Here is a 15531-nt window from a genome sequence, read left to right as displayed (position 1 = left end):
TATCTGCAATCTCTTCTCTCCAACAGAATGCAGAAACTACTTCACTGCCGCAGGCTATGGACTCACATGAAAGTCCGCCGCTCTAGCGTTTGAAAACCCGGCCTTGCGCCGGGTTTTTTGTTTGAGACGTCGGCGGGACAGCGCCGCCCTCTGTCCGGTCAAAATCACTACGCCGCGGAACTCGCTTCCTGGGCGACGCGCAGCCAGAGCGCCTTTTCGCCCAATGTGCCAACCATGCCCGCGTGCGCGGTGCGCTCGGCGTCGGTCAGGCGCGACGGCAAGGTGATCGGCCTGACGCCGATCGAAATATCGATGTCTTCGACATTCTGCCTGCCGCCCGTCGGAGTCAGGATGCTGTCGAGGATAAGGCTTGCCTGCTTGCCGCCGATGAGCTCGATATAGACCTCGGCCAGCAATTCCGAATCGAGCAGCGCGCCGTGCTTGGTGCGGCGGCCGTTGTCGATGCCGTAGCGGCGGCAGAGCGCGTCGAGCGAATTGGGGCCCATCGGATGCTTGCGGCGCGCCAGCGCCAGCGTGTCGACGATCCGTCCCGGATCGATGGCCGGATGGCCCAGCCGGCCGAACTCGAGATTGAGGAAGCCGATGTCGAAGCCGGCATTGTGCGCGACCAGTTTGGCGCCGTCGATGAAGGCCAGAAACTCCTCGGCGATCTCCATGAAAGTCGGCTTGCCGACGAGATCGGCGGCGCTGATGCCGTGCACGGCCTGCGCCTCGTGATGGATCTGGCGGCCTTGCGGGTTGATATATTTGTGGAAAGTTCGGCCGGTCGGGAAACGGTTGACCAACTCGACGCCGCCAAGCTCGATGACGCGGTCCTCGCGCGTGTCGAGGCCGGTGGTTTCCGTATCGAAGATGATCTCACGCATCGAATCAGTCCACTGGTTCCGGCATCATTCTAGCCGAATCACACCAGGAACAAAATGGCAACAACTAATGTGGGTCTGCAAGCCTCTTAACCAGGCTTGGCTGCCTTATCCACGACTAGTTCGGCGATGATGGCCTTGACGGCCGCGCGAGCGGCGTCAAAGCCCTGACCAGTGTCGATGACAAAGTCGGCGCGCCGGCGCTTTTCGGCGTCGGGAACCTGCCTGGCCAGGATCGACGCCAGTTTCTCCTCGTTCATGCCCGGCCGCGCCAGCACGCGGGCGCGCTGAACTTCAGGCGGCGCGGTGACGACCACGACCTTGTCGACGCGGTTCCCGCCGCCGGTCTCGAACAGCAGCGGTATATCGAGCACGGCAAGCGGCGCGCCGGCGGCACGATTTTCAGCCAGGAACGCATCGGCATCGGCGCGGACCAGCGGATGGATGATCGCTTCCAGCCGTTTCAGCGCGGGGGCGTCGCCGAGCACCCGCTCCGCCAGTGCCGCGCGGTCGACCGCACCGGATCTGGTGGTGCCGGGAAAGGCCGCCTCGACCAAGGGCGCGGCCTTGCCGGCATAAAGGCGATGCACAGCCTCGTCGGAATCATGGACCGGCACGCCGGCTTCGGCAAACATCTTGGCCGTGGTCGATTTGCCCATGCCGATCGATCCGGTGAGGCCGAGCACGATCATTTTATCGCGCCGATATCGGCAATAATCATTTGCCGCAGTTCGGCGGTGACTTCTGGCCTGATGCCGAACCAGCGCTCGAAGCCGGGCACCGCCTGGTGCAGCAGCATGCCGAGCCCGTCGACGGTTCTCAGGCCGCGCGCTTTGGCGGTGGCAAGCAGCGGCGTCTCCAGCGGCACGTAGACGATGTCGGTGACGATGGCGCGGTCCGGCAGTCTGCCCGGATCCGCGGACAGGCCTTCATTGCCATGCATGCCGAGCGCCGTCGTGTTGACCAGCAGGCCGGCATCTTCGAGGAATTCGCCGGTCGCCGCCATGCCATGGGCGGAGACGCCGGCACCGAAGCGGTCGCGCAGCTCCTGCGCCCTCGCAAGCGTCCGGTTGACGATGCGGATATCGTTGATGCCGCGCTGCTTCAGCGCATGGATGACCGCGCGAGCGGCGCCGCCGGCACCGAGCACCACGGCGGGGCCGTTGGCCGCCCAGCCCGGTGCATATTCGTCCAGATTGGCGGCGAAGCCATGGGCATCGGTGTTGCCGCCCCACAATTCGCCATTCTCGAACCACAGCGTATTGACCGCACCGATCTGTTCGGCGTCGGCGTCACGCCGCTCGGCCAAAGCGAAGGCGGCTTCCTTGTGCGGGATGGTGACGTTGCCGCCGCGATAGCCTTGTGCCTGCAGCGTCTGCAGGAATTCGGCAAAGGCCTCCGGTGCAACGTCAATGGCCTCGTAGACACCGTCGATGCCGTATTTCGCCAGCCAATGGCCGTGGATCTTCGGAGACCTGGAATGGGCGATCGGGTGGCCGGTGACGAAGGCTTTTTTCGAGGCCTCAGCCATCGATCGCCCCGAACTCACGCAGCTTGGCCAGCACCGGCAAGAGTGGCAGACCGACAATGGTAAAATAATCGCCTTCGATTTTTTCGAATAGCTGGATGCCTTCGCCTTCGATCTGGTAGGCGCCGACGCTGGACAACGCCTTGGCGCCGACGCGCGCCAGATGGCGGCCGATGAAGGCCGGATCGAGCTTGCGCATGGTCAGACTGGCGATGCCGACATGCCGCCACAGAACCTGGCCGTCACGGGCGAGCACGACGGCGCTGTTGAGATGATGCGTCTTGCCCGACAGCGCCAGCAGATGACGGCGCGCCCCTTCCATGTCGGCCGGCTTGTGGAACAACTCGTCGCCGAGCGACAGCGTCTGGTCGCAGCCGAGCACCAGGGCGCCGGGCCTGCGCTCGCTGACTTCGGTGGCCTTGGCTTCGGCGAGCACCAGGGCGACGTCCTCCGGCGACACGCCACTATTCTGCAGCGGCGCCTCCAGCGCGCGCTCATCGACAGAAGCCGGAACCGCTTCGACAGTGACGCCGGCATTGACGAGCAGCGCCTTGCGGAACGGGCTGCCCGAGGCAAGGATGATTTTTTCGGCCATTTTTTTCGCCCGTTTCCTGGCGCTCACTAGGGTGTGTCGAGATTCAGGTCAGGCCGAGTCGAGAATGGTGGGTTCCGAGAACCGGAACGGAGCGGACATTTGGGTCCGTGAGTACCGGAAGCGCAGGAAACCGCCGTTCGCAGGCCGGCATCACCTGAATATCGACATGCCCTACCGCGTCTTGCCGCGCAGGGCAACGATGGCCGCCGCCGTCTCCTCGATCGAACGGCGGCTGACGTCGATCATCGGCCACCCATGCCGCGTGCATATCTGGCGGGCATAGGCAAGCTCTTCGGCGATCGCGGCACGGTCGACATAGTCGGTCGGTTCGTAGGCGCTGGTGCCGAGAACGCGGTTCTGCCGGACCTGCGAGATCCGTTCGGCGGTGGCGACCAGGCCGACGATCAGCGGTCGCGTGGCATTGACCAGGCTTTCGGGCACCGGCACGCCGAGCACGATCGGGATGTTGGCGGTCTTGATGCCGCGATTGGCGAGATAGATGCTGGTCGGCGTCTTCGAGGTGCGGGAGATGCCGACGAGCACGATGTCGGCATCATCCATATTGGCCGGCAGCTGGCCATCGTCATGCTCCATGGTGAAGTTGAGCGCGTCGATGCGGCGGAAATATTCGGCGTCCAGCACATGCTGGGCACCGACGCGTCGGCCGGCAGGCGTGCCGAGATAGGACTGGAACACCGTCAGCACCGGTTCCAGCACCGAGACGCAGGGCAGGCCCATGGCCGCGCAGCGTTCGTCAATGCCACGGGCAAGCTTCTGGTCGACCACCGTGTAGAGGATGATGCCTGGCTCCTCTTCGATGTCTTCGAACACCTTCGTCACCTGCTTTTCGGTGCGAATGAGCGGATAGATATGTTCGATGGCGCGCGCATCCTTGTATTGCGCGGAAGCCGCGCGGCCGGCAGCCAGCAGCGTTTCGCCGGTCGCGTCGGAAATCAGGTGAAGATGAAAGAAGCTTTGCGGTTTGTTCACAGGATACATTCCAGGCTGTGGGCCGATGTGGATAAGCCGGGCGGAAAACTCGGCCACCGCAAAGCGACTGTATCAGATGCCGGTTTGTCCACAATTCGATGTGCTGTCGGCTTCTCCGGGCGGTTGGGGACAAGTCCGGGGACGGAGCTTTTTGCCTTCGCTTCATCCACAGGGGCAATTTCCCTGGCGTGGCGGCAACGCATTGACTCCAGTCGTAAATTCGCGGTTTTCCACAAAGTCCTGCAATCCCGCTGGAGAAGCGCGCGACAATATGCTGGCTGGTCTTTTTCAGGGCAAAGCGGGACAGGAGACAACCACCACAACCAACAGACTCTTAGAATCATAAGATTCCTAAACATAGAATATTTAATTATAGGGAAGCCTGGAAAGGCTAGCGCTCAATGCCTCAAGACCGGATCGTGCTGGACGTGTTGAGAGGCAAGACGGCGTTTCCGCCACCGGTCTGGATGATGCGCCAGGCCGGCCGCTATCTGCCGGAATACCGAGAGACGAGGAGGCGGGCCGGATCCTTCCTCGATCTCTGTTACGACCCGGATCTCGCCGTCGAAGTGACGCTGCAGCCGATCGAACGCTTCGGCTTCGATGCATCGATCCTGTTTTCCGACATCCTTGTCGTGCCGCATGCGCTCGGCCGCGACGTGCGCTTCGAGGAAGGACGCGGCCCGCTGCTGACGCCGATCACGGCTGTGGAGATCGAGGCTCTCGACGGCGAAACGTTTCACGTGAATCTCGAGCCGGTCTACGAGACGGTGCGGCGATTGCGCGCCAGACTGCCCGATGAAACGACGCTGATCGGCTTCTGCGGTGCGCCCTGGACAGTGGCGACCTACATGATTGCCGGCCACGGTACGCCCGACCAGGCCCCGGCCAGGCTGTTCGCCTATCGCGAGCCGGCGGCCTTTCTTCGGCTGCTGAAGGTGCTCGCCGATCATTCGGCTGCCTATCTGATCCGCCAGATCGAAGCCGGCGCCGATGTCGTGCAGATCTTCGATTCGTGGTCAGGCGTGCTCGACGAAGCGTCTTTCGAATTGTTCTGCGTCGAGCCGGTGGCCGAGATCGTCCGGCAAGTGAAGGCTGTCCATCCCAACGTTCCGATCATCGGCTTTCCCAAGGGCGCGGGAGATCACTATCGAAGCTATCGCCAGAAGACCGGCGTGACCGGGCTCGGCCTCGACTGGACCGTGCCCTTGTCGACGGCGAAGGAATTGCAGCGCGACGGCGCCGTGCAGGGCAATCTCGATCCGCTGAGGCTTGTAGCCGGCGGCAAGGCGCTTGCCGACGGCGTAGCGGCGATCCTGAAGGCGCTGGGCGACGGACCACTGATCTTCAACCTCGGCCACGGCATCACGCCGGAGACGCCGCTGGCGCATGTCGAGCAGATGATGAAACTGGTGCGGAGCGCATCGTGACGATGATGGGCGCAGACAATGCGAACAGCACCAACAGCGGTCGAGGGGCGATGCGCCGCGCGGCAATTGCGATCGCCATCTTCCTGGTGCTGGCTGGGCTGCTGTTTTTCTTCGGGCCCGATGATTTCTATCCCTGGGCGAAGGCGATCCATGTGATTGCCGTCATCTCCTGGATGGCGGGGATGCTCTATCTGCCGCGCTTGCTGGTCTATCATGCCGATGCCGAAAAAGGCTCCGTCCAGTCGGAGACTTTCAAGGTGATGGAGCGCCGCCTGCTGCGCGGCATCATCAATCCGGCAATGCTGATTACCTGGGCATTCGGCCTGTGGCTCGCCTGGAAAGGCTTTGGTTTTCAGGGCGGCTGGCTGCATGCCAAGATCGCTGCGGTGGTTGGTCTGTCGGCCGTGCATGGCTATCTCGCCGGCGCCGTCCGCAAATTTGCCGAAGACCGCAATGAAAAATCGGCAAGGCACTGGCGGATCGTCAATGAGATCCCTACATTGCTGATGATCGTCATCGTCGTCCTGGTTATCGTAAAACCGTTCTGACGTCCTCGGTTGCCCGCAAAAGGCGGCTTGCTCTTTCAACCGACCGACGATAAAAGACGGGTCTTCCTTCCCGTCATGCGCCGCCCATTTATCGCTTCGGCCGCGCCCGGCATTTGTCGCATCCCGCCGATATTTTTCCCAAAGCTTACTCAGAGTCCGTCTAATGATGCAAGAAATGAAGCTCACAGAGTTCAAGAACAAGAAACCACCAGAGCTGATCGCTTATGCGGAATCGCTCGAGGTCGAGAACGCCAGCGTCATGCGCAAGCAGGAGCTGATGTTCGCAATCCTGAAGAGACTGGCGACCCAGGATATCGAGATCATCGGCGACGGCGTCGTCGAAGTGCTGCAGGACGGTTTTGGCTTCCTGCGCTCCGCCAATGCCAACTACCTGCCAGGCCCCGACGATATCTACATTTCACCATCGCAGATCCGGCGGTTCTCACTGAAGACCGGCGATACGGTCGAAGGGCCGATCCGCAGCCCGAAAGAGGGCGAGCGCTATTTTGCGCTGCTCAAGGTCAACACGATCAATTTCGACGACCCTGAAAAAATCCGCCACAAGATCCATTTCGACAATCTGACGCCGCTTTATCCGACCTCGCGGCTGAAGATGGAGATGGAGGTTCCGACCTCCAAGGATATTTCGGCGCGCGTCATCGACCTGGTGGCGCCGCTCGGCAAGGGCCAGCGCGCCCTGATCGTGGCGCAGCCGCGCACCGGCAAGACGGTGCTGTTGCAGAACATCGCCCATTCGATCACTACCAACCACCCGGAATGCTACCTGATCGTGCTTCTGATCGACGAGCGGCCGGAGGAAGTCACCGACATGCAGCGCTCGGTGAAGGGGGAGGTCGTCTCCTCGACCTTCGACGAGCCGGCGGTTCGCCACGTCCAGGTTGCCGAAATGGTCATCGAGAAGGCCAAGCGCCTCGTCGAGCACGGCCGCGACGTCGTCATCCTGCTGGATTCGATCACCCGCCTCGGCCGCGCCTACAACACCGTCGTGCCGTCATCCGGCAAGGTGCTGACCGGCGGTGTCGACGCCAACGCGCTGCAACGGCCGAAGCGCTTCTTCGGTGCTGCCCGCAATATCGAGGAAGGCGGTTCGCTGACCATCATCGCCACCGCGCTGATCGACACCGGCAGCCGCATGGACGAAGTCATCTTCGAAGAGTTCAAGGGCACCGGCAATTCGGAAATCGTGCTCGACCGCAAGGTGGCGGACAAGCGCATCTACCCGGCCATGGACATCCTCAAGTCCGGCACCCGCAAGGAGGACCTTCTGGTTCCGCGCCAGGACCTGCAGAAGATCTTCGTGCTGCGCCGCATCCTAGCGCCGATGGGAACAACCGACGCCATCGAGTTCCTGATCGACAAGCTCAAGCAGACCAAGACCAATGCGGATTTCTTCGATTCGATGAACACGTAGGGTTGCGGGCCTTCCCTTCTCCCTTGTGGGAGAAGGTTGCCGAGCGAAGCTCGGTCGGATGAGGGTGCTCCAGCTTGGCATCGCCTCATTTCTTCCAACACCCCTCAACCGTCTCGGCGCTTAGCGCCGATCCACCTTCTCCCACAAGGGAGAAGGGACGGAGCGTCAGGTCCATCACCGCCGCAGCATCCGTTCCAGCTCCTCAGCTTCCGTTATCACTGGCAGGCAGACCTGCCCGGTGCAGAGCCAGGCGCCGGGCTTTTCGGTTGGTGGCAGGACGCCGCCTGGCAGCGTCGGCAGGTTTGTCGCAGAGCCGACAGGCACGACGATGTCCACCCGGCGCGGGTCCGGATTTCGATTCGCAACCGGAACAAGCCTTGGATTCTCAGATCTATCCACGATCACCAATTTCAACGGCTCGAACGCCAAGGTACAGGCATTGACTATACCCGCCTGGCCATAGGGCTGGTGCTCGGCCCGCCCGGCGGCATGCTCGGCGACTGTCCAGGCTTTTTCCCAGAGATCGAGATCGCCCGAAAGCGACGACAATCGGACCAGGGCTTCGATGATCTGGCCGGTAGCGGAAGGAATGGCTTCGTCGACATCGCCTCGGATGCGGATCGGCACATCCGCGCTGTCGGACGCGGTCAGATAGTAGCCGGTCTTGTCGCTGTCCCGGTGCCAAAGATCGAGTTGCTCAATGAAGTTCCCGGCGCGATCGATATAGTCGGGATTGCCGGTCGCCTCGAACAGTGAGATGGCGGCATTGGCCATGGCCGCATTGTCGCTCGACAGCGCGGGAACCAATTTCTTTTCCCCGAGCATGGAATGCGGCAGGCGGGCGTCGCGGGCGGCGCCCGCAATGGCGGCAAAGGCCGCTGCCGCCGCTTCGATCCAGTCGGGTTGGCCAAGCGATCGTCCGGCCTCGGCAAGCGCTGCGATCGTCAAGCCGTTCCAGTCGCTCAGGGCCTTGCCGTCACGCCCGGGCCGAACGCGCTGTTCCCTCGCTGCCAGCAGCCTTTGCTTGAGCGGAACCAGGAGGTCACGATCGACGACGCTTTGTGTTTGCTGGGCTTCGGTTTGGTGGATGATCGGCTTGCCTTCCCAGCCATGCGGATCGGCAAGTGTGAAGTATTTGAAAAACAAAGCTGATTCGTAGCCAAGGGCGTTCTCGATTTCATCCCTGCTCCAGGTGTAGAACAACCCCTCCTCGCCCTCGCTATCGGCATCGAGGCTGGCGGCAAAGGCATCGCCCTCGACCCGCATTTCGCGCAACAGCCAGGCAATCGTCTCTTCGATTTGCAGCCGGAACAATTCCTTGCCGGTCGCGGCATAGGCCCAGTTACATAGCCGGACGAGCTGGGCATTGTCGTAGAGCATTTTTTCGAAATGCGGTACCAGCCATTCGGCGTCGGTCGAGTAGCGGCTGAGTCCGCCGCCTATATGGTCGTAGATGCCGCCGGCCAGCATCTTTTCGAGGCTGAGGAGAACGGCGTCGCGGTGGGATGCGGTGCCGTCGCGCAGCCAGGACAGCCAGAGGCTCTGCATGAACGGCGCGTTGGGGAATTTCGGCGCGCCGCGCAGGCCGCCCAGCTGGCGGTCGATCATGCCGTCAATGCCGGTGGCGAACTTTGCCAGCATGGCGCGGTCGAGCACGGCCTTGGCATGGCTGCCCGCCAGCCGCGTCTCGACATGCGTGCTCAAGCCGTCGGCACTTTGGTTAACGCTTTCTTTCTTCTCCCGCCAAGCCTTGTCGACCGCCTCGAGCACCTGGACGAAGCCCGGCCGGCCGTAGCGGGCCTCGCGCGGAAAGTAAGTGCCGCCCCAGAACGGCTTGCCGTCCGGCGTCAGGAACATGGTCAGCGGCCAGCCGCCTTGCTCGCCCATCGAGGACAGCGCCGCCATGTAGATCTGGTCGATGTCGGGGCGCTCCTCGCGGTCGACCTTGATATTGACGAAGAGACGGTTCATGACGGCGGCGACGTCGTCGTTCTCGAAGCTCTCATGCGCCATGACGTGGCACCAATGGCACGCGGCGTAGCCGACAGAGAGCAGGATCGGGCGCTCGAGCGCCTTTGCTTCGGCCAGAGCGGCGGGCGACCATGGCCGCCAGTGCACCGGATTGCCGCTGTGCTGCTGCAGATAGGGGCTGGCCTCTTCGGCAAGCAGGTTTTGTGCAGGCAATGTCACGGCGCTACTCGAAGGCGGATTGAACAGGCATAGCTAGGGCGCTTCGGCAGAGCGGGCAAATGATTTTGAAAGACTCCATCGTAGCGCTGTCGAGCGGGCGCCTGCCGGCCGGCATTGCGGTGATTCGGATTTCCGGGCCGCAGAGTCGATTCGTTGTCGAAACGATTTCCGGATCGACCGTGCCGAACCGCGTGGCCGCCTATCGCAAGCTCCGGGCGCCCGACGGATCGGTGCTGGACAGCGGCCTGGTCGTCTTCTTTGCCGGGCCCGACAGTTTCACCGGCGAGGACGTCGCCGAGTTCCACGTGCATGGCGGACGCGCCGTCGTGGCGAGGATGCTGGAAACGATCGCCTCCTTCGACGGCGTCAGGCATGCCGAGCCTGGCGAATTCACCCGCCGCGCCTTTCTCAACGGCAAGCTCGATCTGGTCGAGACCGAGGCGCTGGCCGATCTCATCAACGCCGAAACCGAAGCGCAGCGGCGCTTTGCCGTTCACAACGCTCAGGGCGTGCAGAGCGAACTCTATCTGGGCTGGCGCCGACGGCTAATCCACGCTCGGGCGATGATCGAGGCCGAGATCGATTTTGCCGACGAGGACGACGTGCCGGGTTCGCTCGCCGATACGGTCTGGTCCGATGTTCAGGCCATGATCGACGAAATCGAGCGCCATGTCGCCGGCTTTCGTGCCGCCGAAATCATCCGCGACGGGTTCGAAGTCGTCATCCTTGGCGCGCCGAATGCCGGCAAGTCCAGCCTGTTCAACGCCTTGGCGCGGCGCGAAGCGGCCATCGTCACCGACGAGCCCGGCACGACCCGCGACCTGCTCGAGGTGGTACTGGACCTGGAAGGGGTGCGGGTCAGGGTAACCGACACCGCCGGTCTGCGCGAGGCGCCCGGCAAGATCGAGGCGATTGGCATAGAGAAGGCCAGGACCAAGGCGCACAGCGCTGATCTGCTGTTGTTGCTGGAGGATCTGGCGGAGCCAATCGCGATCGGTGTGGTGCCGAGCGGCATGCCGGCGCTGAGGGTCGGAACAAAAATTGACCTGTTGGGGGGCAAGTCCCCCTCGCCCACGGCGCACTATGATTTCGCCATCTCGACGCGGGACGGCACGGGTCTGGCCGAATTGCTGGACGAGATCGGGCGTCGTGCCGCAGCGCAGATCGGCAAGGCCGGTGATATCCTGCCGTCGCGGCTGCGGCACGTCGAGTTGCTCAACGAAACGAAACGCTTCCTGGTCGCAGCCGTGGCCAGTGGTCATCGCGGGCAGGAGCTACGGGCCGAGGAACTGCGCCTGGCAGCGGATCGGCTTGGACGAATCGTCGGGGCGGTCCATGTCGAGGATATGCTGGACGTTATTTTTTCGCAGTTCTGTATCGGCAAATGACTCACGTGAAACATTGCAAGCATCCGTGACGGAAGGCGAGCGACGGCGCTCCTTCCCCGTCCCGCCGATGTTCTGCGCCACCGAAGGCACCAACGCCGTGACTCACGTGAAACACCAGGCGCTGATACCGCTACATTGTTTCACGTGAAACGAGCAGTGTTCTTGACAGCATGTGGCTGTGGGCACATGTGTCGGCAGATTTGAATCGGAATATACAAATGACCAATCGCTACGATGTGGTTGTGGTGGGCGGCGGCCATGCTGGGTGCGAGGCTGCAAGCGCCGCTGCGCGGGCTGGCGCCAGAACGGCGCTGGTGACGCTGCGCTTCGACACGATCGGCGTGATGTCCTGCAATCCGGCGATCGGCGGCCTCGGCAAGGGCCATCTGGTTCGCGAGATCGACGCCATGGACGGGCTGATGGGGCGCGTTGCCGATGCGGCCGGCATCCAGTTCCGGCTGCTCAACCGCCGCAAAGGGCCGGCGGTGCGTGGTCCGCGAACGCAAGCCGACAGAAAGCTCTATCGCCTCGCCATGCAAGCGGCGATTCGCGAGCAGGCCGGTCTCGATGTGGTCGAGGGCGAGGTTCTCGATTTTGAAATCGACAATGGGCGCATCGCGGCGGTGCTGCTGGCGGATGGACGCCGGCTCGCCTGCGGCGCCGTGGTGCTGACGACCGGCACTTTCTTGCGCGGGCTGATCCATATTGGCGAGAAGAAGATCGTCGCCGGCCGCATGAACGAGCAGGCGAGCGTCGGCCTCTCGGCGACGATGAGCCGCGCCGGCTTCAAGCTCGGGCGGCTGAAGACCGGCACGCCGCCGCGGCTGGACGGCAGGACGATCGATTGGGCGTCGCTGGAGAGCCAGGCGGCGGACGAAGATCCCGTGCCGTTCTCGCTGCTCACCGAGCGCATCGAAAACCCGCAGATCCACTGCGGCATCACCCGAACGACCAATGCCACGCATGAGCTGATTCGCGCCAATCTCGGCCGCTCGGCGATGTATTCGGGGTCGATCGAAGGCGTCGGGCCGCGCTACTGCCCGTCGATCGAAGACAAGATCGTCAAATTCGGCGACCGCGACGGCCACCAGATCTTTCTGGAGCCGGAAGGGCTGGACGACGATACGGTCTATCCGAACGGCATTTCGACCTCTCTGCCCGAGGACGTGCAGCTCGACATCCTCAAGACCATTCCGGGGTTGGAGCGGGCAACCATGCTGCAGCCGGGCTATGCCATCGAATATGACCATGTCGACCCGCGCGAGCTCAAGCCAACGTTGGAGACCAAGCGGATCGCCAGCCTTTTCCTCGCCGGGCAGATCAACGGAACCACCGGCTATGAAGAGGCCGGCGCGCAAGGACTGCTTGCCGGCTTGAATGCAGCGCGCAAGGCCTCGGCGAGCGACGAAATCGTGCTCAGCCGCACCGAAGCCTATATCGGCGTGATGGTCGACGATTTGACCAGCCGCGGCATCGCCGAACCGTACCGCATGTTCACCTCGCGCGCCGAGTTCCGGCTGTCTTTGCGAGCCGACAACGCCGATGAGCGGCTGACGCCGCTGGCGATGAGACTGGGGATTGCCTCGCCGGAGCGGATGCAGCGGTTCAGCAATGTCGTGCAAGACCTTGAGAAGGCGCGACAGCTCGCCCTCGGCACCACCATGACTCCCAATGAGGCGGCGCGCCATGGGCTCGAAATCAACCGGGACGGCGTCCGTCGCTCGGCCTATGAGTTGCTGGCCTATCCCGGCGTGGACATCGCCTGGCTGGCGCGCATCGAACCGGCTTTCGCGGCGATCGACAGCAAAACGGCCGAACGTCTTGAAACGGAAGCTAAATATTCTGTCTATCTCGACCGCCAGCAGGCAGACGTCTCGCAGATCAGGCATGAGGAGAGCCGGCTGATTCCCGAGTCGCTCGACTTTGCCTCTGTTCCCGGCCTGTCCAATGAGTTGAAGCAGAAGATGTTGGCACGCCAGCCGCGCTCCATTGCCGATGCGCAGCGTATGGAGGGCATGACGCCGGCGGCGCTGGCAATCATCGTCGCCCATGTGCGCAATGCCGAGGCCGCCGCGCGAAAGCAGGTCGCGTGAGCGCTGCGTCCTGGGCAAACCTGCAGGCGGCAGCGGGCCCAGTTTCACGTGAAACGTTCGATCGCCTGGTCGAGTTCGAGGCCGTCTTCCAGAAATGGAACCGCCGGATCAATCTCGCCGCGCAATCGACGCAGGACGATGTCTGGCGCCGCCACATCCTCGACAGCGCGCAACTGGCGCGAATCAAACCGGAGGCGAAGCGATGGGTCGATCTCGGCTCCGGCGGCGGGTTTCCCGGCCTCGTGCTGGCCTTTTTGCTCGCCGAGCGGGACGGCGCCAGCATCGACCTTGTTGAAAGCAACCGGAAAAAAGCATCGTTCCTGCAAACGGTCGTCGGACAGTTCAGCCTGCCCGCCACGGTCATCACGCGCCGCATCGACGATAGCTATCCTCTTGTTCCTGCACCGCAAATCGTCACAGCTAGGGCACTCGCCTCGCTGCCCGGCTTGCTCGACCTGGCGGCGCCGTGGCTGACCAAGGGGTCGCATGGCCTGTTTCACAAAGGCCGGGATTACCGCGCCGAAGTGGCAGAAAGCGCTCAACGATGGTCTTTCGATCTGGTAGAACATGCCAGTGCAACCGACGCGCAGGGCGTCATTCTCGAAGTATCCGACTTGCGGCCGCACCCTGGCTTGTGACCGGCGACCCCCAATGAATTTCTGGCCCAAATGAATTTCTGGCATAGACCCATGATGAAAAACGGCCCCCGAATCATCACCGTCGCCAACCAGAAGGGCGGCGTCGGCAAGACGACGACGGCCATCAACCTGGCCACCGCACTGGCGGCCATAGGCGAACAGGTGCTGATCGTCGACCTCGACCCGCAGGGCAACGCCAGCACCGGGCTCGGCATCGACCGGCGCGACCGCACCGTCTCCTCCTATGATGTGCTGACCGGCGAACTGGACCTCGAAGCGGCGGCAATCCCGACGGCGGTGCCTGGCCTGTCGATCGTGCCGTCGACGCTCGACCTGCTCGGCATCGAGATGGAAATCGCCTCGGCGCCGGATCGGGTGCTGCGGCTGCGCAACGCGCTGCGGGCTTCGGCCGCGCGCTCGGCCAATTTCGGCTATGTGCTGATCGATTGCCCGCCCTCGCTCAACCTGCTGACACTGAATTCGATGGCTGCGGCAGATTCGGTGCTGGTGCCGCTGCAGTGCGAGTTTTTCGCGCTGGAGGGCCTGAGCCAGCTTTTGGAGACGGTCGAGCAGGTGCGCCGTTCGATCAACCCCGACCTGACGATCCAGGGCATCGTGCTAACCATGTTTGACGGGCGCAACAATCTCGCCAACCAGGTGGTGCAGGATGTCCGGGCACATATGGGCGACAAGGTCTATGAGACCGTCATTCCGCGCAATGTCCGCGTTTCCGAGGCGCCGTCCTATGGCAAGCCGGCGATTCTCTACGACCTCAAATGCTCGGGCAGCCAGGCCTATCTGCAGCTTGCCTCGGAAGTGATCCGCCGCGAGCGCAAATTGCGGGCCGCCTGAACGATAAGCCGATTCGACACCGAAACGATCTGGACGGACGATGAACGAAGACCCTTCGAGAAAAAGACTGGGACGGGGACTGGCGGCGCTGATCGGCGAAATCGATCGCCCGCCGGCTCCGGAAAAGCCCGGGCTGGCGGCCGACGGCAAGGTGCCGATCGAGTTCCTCAGCCCCAACCCGAAGAACCCGCGCCGGCATTTTGGCGACGCCGACCTGACCGACCTCGCACAGTCGATCCGCGAACATGGCGTGGTGCAGCCGGTGGTGGCGCGGCCGTCGAAAACCCAAGCGGGCCGCTACGAGATCATCGCCGGCGAGCGTCGTTGGCGCGCGGCGCAACGCGCCGGGCTGACCGAAATCCCGATCATCGTACGCGACGTCAACGACCGCACGGCGCTCGAGTTGGCGATCATCGAAAACGTCCAGCGCACCGACCTCAACCCGGTCGAGGAAGCGTTGGGCTACCAGCAGCTGATCGACGACCACGGCTATACCCAGGCCGATCTCGGCCAGGTGATCGGCAAGAGCCGCAGCCATGTCGCCAACACGTTGAGACTGCTCAAGCTGCCCGACGTCATCCGCGACATGCTGGTCGACGGCGCGCTCTCGGCCGGCCACGCCCGTACCCTGGTGACGGCCGACGACCCGGCCGGGCTCGCCAAGCGGATCATCGATGAAGGGCTTTCGGTGCGCCAGGCCGAGGCGCTGGCGCAAATGCCGGTCGGCGCGCCGGCGGCAAAGCGCCAGCCCGCGCCCCCGCCGCAAAAGGATGCCGACACGCTGGCGCTGGAAAAATTGATGACCAATACGATCGGCATGATCGTCACGATCGAGCACAACCAGCGCGGCGGCGTGATCAGCGTCGCTTACCGGACGCTGGAGCAGCTTGACGAGCTTTGCCGAAGGCTGAAGCGGGAGTAGTGGGTTGCTAAGACATCGAGGCCTTTAGCCGGCAAACAAAG

14 protein-coding genes are annotated in these 15531 nt (G+C 63.1%); 8 read left to right on the top strand and 6 right to left on the bottom strand.

From position 1 onward, the window contains the following. Positions 1–167: 167 nt before the first annotated feature. From dnaQ to NKH80_RS22750, 5 genes are all read right to left on the bottom strand, one after another. The gene (gene dnaQ, locus NKH80_RS22770; protein WP_352993586.1) at positions 168–887 is read right to left on the bottom strand and encodes a DNA polymerase III subunit epsilon; all 720 of its coding nucleotides are present in this window, start codon (positions 885–887) and stop codon (positions 168–170) included. 86 nt (positions 888–973) lie between these two features. Next, on the bottom strand, positions 974–1576 hold the full coding sequence (coaE, locus tag NKH80_RS22765) for a dephospho-CoA kinase (RefSeq protein WP_352993584.1): 603 nt from the start codon (positions 1574–1576) through the stop codon (positions 974–976). Then, on the bottom strand, positions 1573–2415 hold the full coding sequence (locus NKH80_RS22760; protein ID WP_352993582.1) for a shikimate dehydrogenase: 843 nt from the start codon (positions 2413–2415) through the stop codon (positions 1573–1575). The genes coaE and NKH80_RS22760 overlap by 4 nt, the downstream gene beginning before the upstream one ends. Then, positions 2408–3007, bottom strand: coding sequence for a Maf-like protein (locus NKH80_RS22755; RefSeq protein WP_352993580.1), 600 nt, complete (start codon positions 3005–3007; stop codon positions 2408–2410). The genes NKH80_RS22760 and NKH80_RS22755 overlap by 8 nt, the downstream gene beginning before the upstream one ends. Positions 3008–3178: 171 nt before the next feature. Beyond that, positions 3179–3997: a pyruvate, water dikinase regulatory protein gene (locus NKH80_RS22750; RefSeq protein ID WP_352993578.1), complete on the bottom strand. Its 819-nt coding sequence runs from the start codon at positions 3995–3997 to the stop codon at positions 3179–3181. Positions 3998–4398: 401 nt separating this feature from the next. Here NKH80_RS22750 and hemE point away from each other — a divergent pair, with 401 nt between their 5' ends. The 3 genes from hemE (at position 4399) to rho (ending at position 7407) form a co-directional block, all read left to right on the top strand. Further along, positions 4399–5427, top strand: a complete 1029-nt coding sequence (hemE, locus tag NKH80_RS22745; protein ID WP_352877068.1) for a uroporphyrinogen decarboxylase — start codon at positions 4399–4401, stop codon at positions 5425–5427. A gap of 5 nt (positions 5428–5432) precedes the next feature. Beyond that, positions 5433–5975: a protoporphyrinogen oxidase HemJ gene (gene hemJ / locus NKH80_RS22740; RefSeq protein ID WP_352993591.1), complete on the top strand. Its 543-nt coding sequence runs from the start codon at positions 5433–5435 to the stop codon at positions 5973–5975. A 166-nt stretch (positions 5976–6141) separates the two neighbouring features. After that, a complete protein-coding gene (rho, locus tag NKH80_RS22735) occupies positions 6142–7407 on the top strand; it encodes a transcription termination factor Rho (RefSeq protein WP_023675925.1) in 1266 nt (421 codons plus the stop codon). Between the two features lie 174 nt (positions 7408–7581). Here rho and NKH80_RS22730 read toward each other — a convergent pair whose 3' ends face one another. Next, complete coding sequence (locus NKH80_RS22730; protein WP_352993575.1) at positions 7582–9597, bottom strand: thioredoxin domain-containing protein; 2016 nt, start codon at positions 9595–9597, stop codon at positions 7582–7584. A gap of 59 nt (positions 9598–9656) precedes the next feature. Between NKH80_RS22730 and mnmE the strand changes: the two genes are divergently transcribed. The 5 genes from mnmE (at position 9657) to NKH80_RS22705 (ending at position 15490) form a co-directional block, all read left to right on the top strand. Further along, positions 9657–10985, top strand: a complete 1329-nt coding sequence (gene mnmE / locus NKH80_RS22725) for a tRNA uridine-5-carboxymethylaminomethyl(34) synthesis GTPase MnmE (RefSeq protein WP_352993573.1) — start codon at positions 9657–9659, stop codon at positions 10983–10985. Between the two features lie 218 nt (positions 10986–11203). Next, a complete protein-coding gene (gene mnmG, locus NKH80_RS22720; RefSeq protein ID WP_352993571.1) occupies positions 11204–13078 on the top strand; it encodes a tRNA uridine-5-carboxymethylaminomethyl(34) synthesis enzyme MnmG in 1875 nt (624 codons plus the stop codon). Next, positions 13075–13716 (top strand): 16S rRNA (guanine(527)-N(7))-methyltransferase RsmG, encoded by a 642-nt coding sequence (gene rsmG / locus NKH80_RS22715; protein WP_352877079.1) that lies wholly within the window; start codon positions 13075–13077, stop codon positions 13714–13716. Before mnmG ends, rsmG begins: the two co-directional genes overlap by 4 nt. A gap of 51 nt (positions 13717–13767) precedes the next feature. Beyond that, positions 13768–14568, top strand: a complete 801-nt coding sequence (locus tag NKH80_RS22710) for a ParA family protein (RefSeq protein WP_254817943.1) — start codon at positions 13768–13770, stop codon at positions 14566–14568. 40 nt (positions 14569–14608) lie between these two features. Next, a complete protein-coding gene (locus NKH80_RS22705; RefSeq protein ID WP_352701184.1) occupies positions 14609–15490 on the top strand; it encodes a ParB/RepB/Spo0J family partition protein in 882 nt (293 codons plus the stop codon). Positions 15491–15531 lie beyond the last annotated feature (41 nt).

The organism is Mesorhizobium sp. M0904 (assembly GCF_040319475.1).
Classification (GTDB): domain Bacteria; phylum Pseudomonadota; class Alphaproteobacteria; order Rhizobiales; family Rhizobiaceae; genus Mesorhizobium.
Note: the sequence above shows the minus strand (reverse complement) of the source record. Positions and strands in the feature narration are given on the sequence as shown.

Bases quoted from the DNA above. Each gene is read 5' to 3' on its own strand.
- dnaQ (WP_352993586.1), bottom strand. From the start codon at position 887: ATGCGTGAGATCATCTTCGATACGGAAACCACCGGCCTCGACACGCGC.
- coaE (WP_352993584.1), bottom strand. From the start codon at position 1,576: ATGATCGTGCTCGGCCTCACCGGATCGATCGGCATGGGCAAATCGACC.
- NKH80_RS22760 (WP_352993582.1), bottom strand. From the start codon at position 2,415: ATGGCTGAGGCCTCGAAAAAAGCCTTCGTCACCGGCCACCCGATCGCC.
- NKH80_RS22755 (WP_352993580.1), bottom strand. From the start codon at position 3,007: ATGGCCGAAAAAATCATCCTTGCCTCGGGCAGCCCGTTCCGCAAGGCG.
- hemE (WP_352877068.1), top strand. From the start codon at position 4,399: ATGCCTCAAGACCGGATCGTGCTGGACGTGTTGAGAGGCAAGACGGCG.
- hemJ (WP_352993591.1), top strand. From the start codon at position 5,433: ATGGGCGCAGACAATGCGAACAGCACCAACAGCGGTCGAGGGGCGATG.
- rho (WP_023675925.1), top strand. From the start codon at position 6,142: ATGCAAGAAATGAAGCTCACAGAGTTCAAGAACAAGAAACCACCAGAG.
- mnmE (WP_352993573.1), top strand. From the start codon at position 9,657: ATGATTTTGAAAGACTCCATCGTAGCGCTGTCGAGCGGGCGCCTGCCG.
- mnmG (WP_352993571.1), top strand. From the start codon at position 11,204: ATGACCAATCGCTACGATGTGGTTGTGGTGGGCGGCGGCCATGCTGGG.
- NKH80_RS22710 (WP_254817943.1), top strand. From the start codon at position 13,768: ATGATGAAAAACGGCCCCCGAATCATCACCGTCGCCAACCAGAAGGGC.
- NKH80_RS22705 (WP_352701184.1), top strand. From the start codon at position 14,609: ATGAACGAAGACCCTTCGAGAAAAAGACTGGGACGGGGACTGGCGGCG.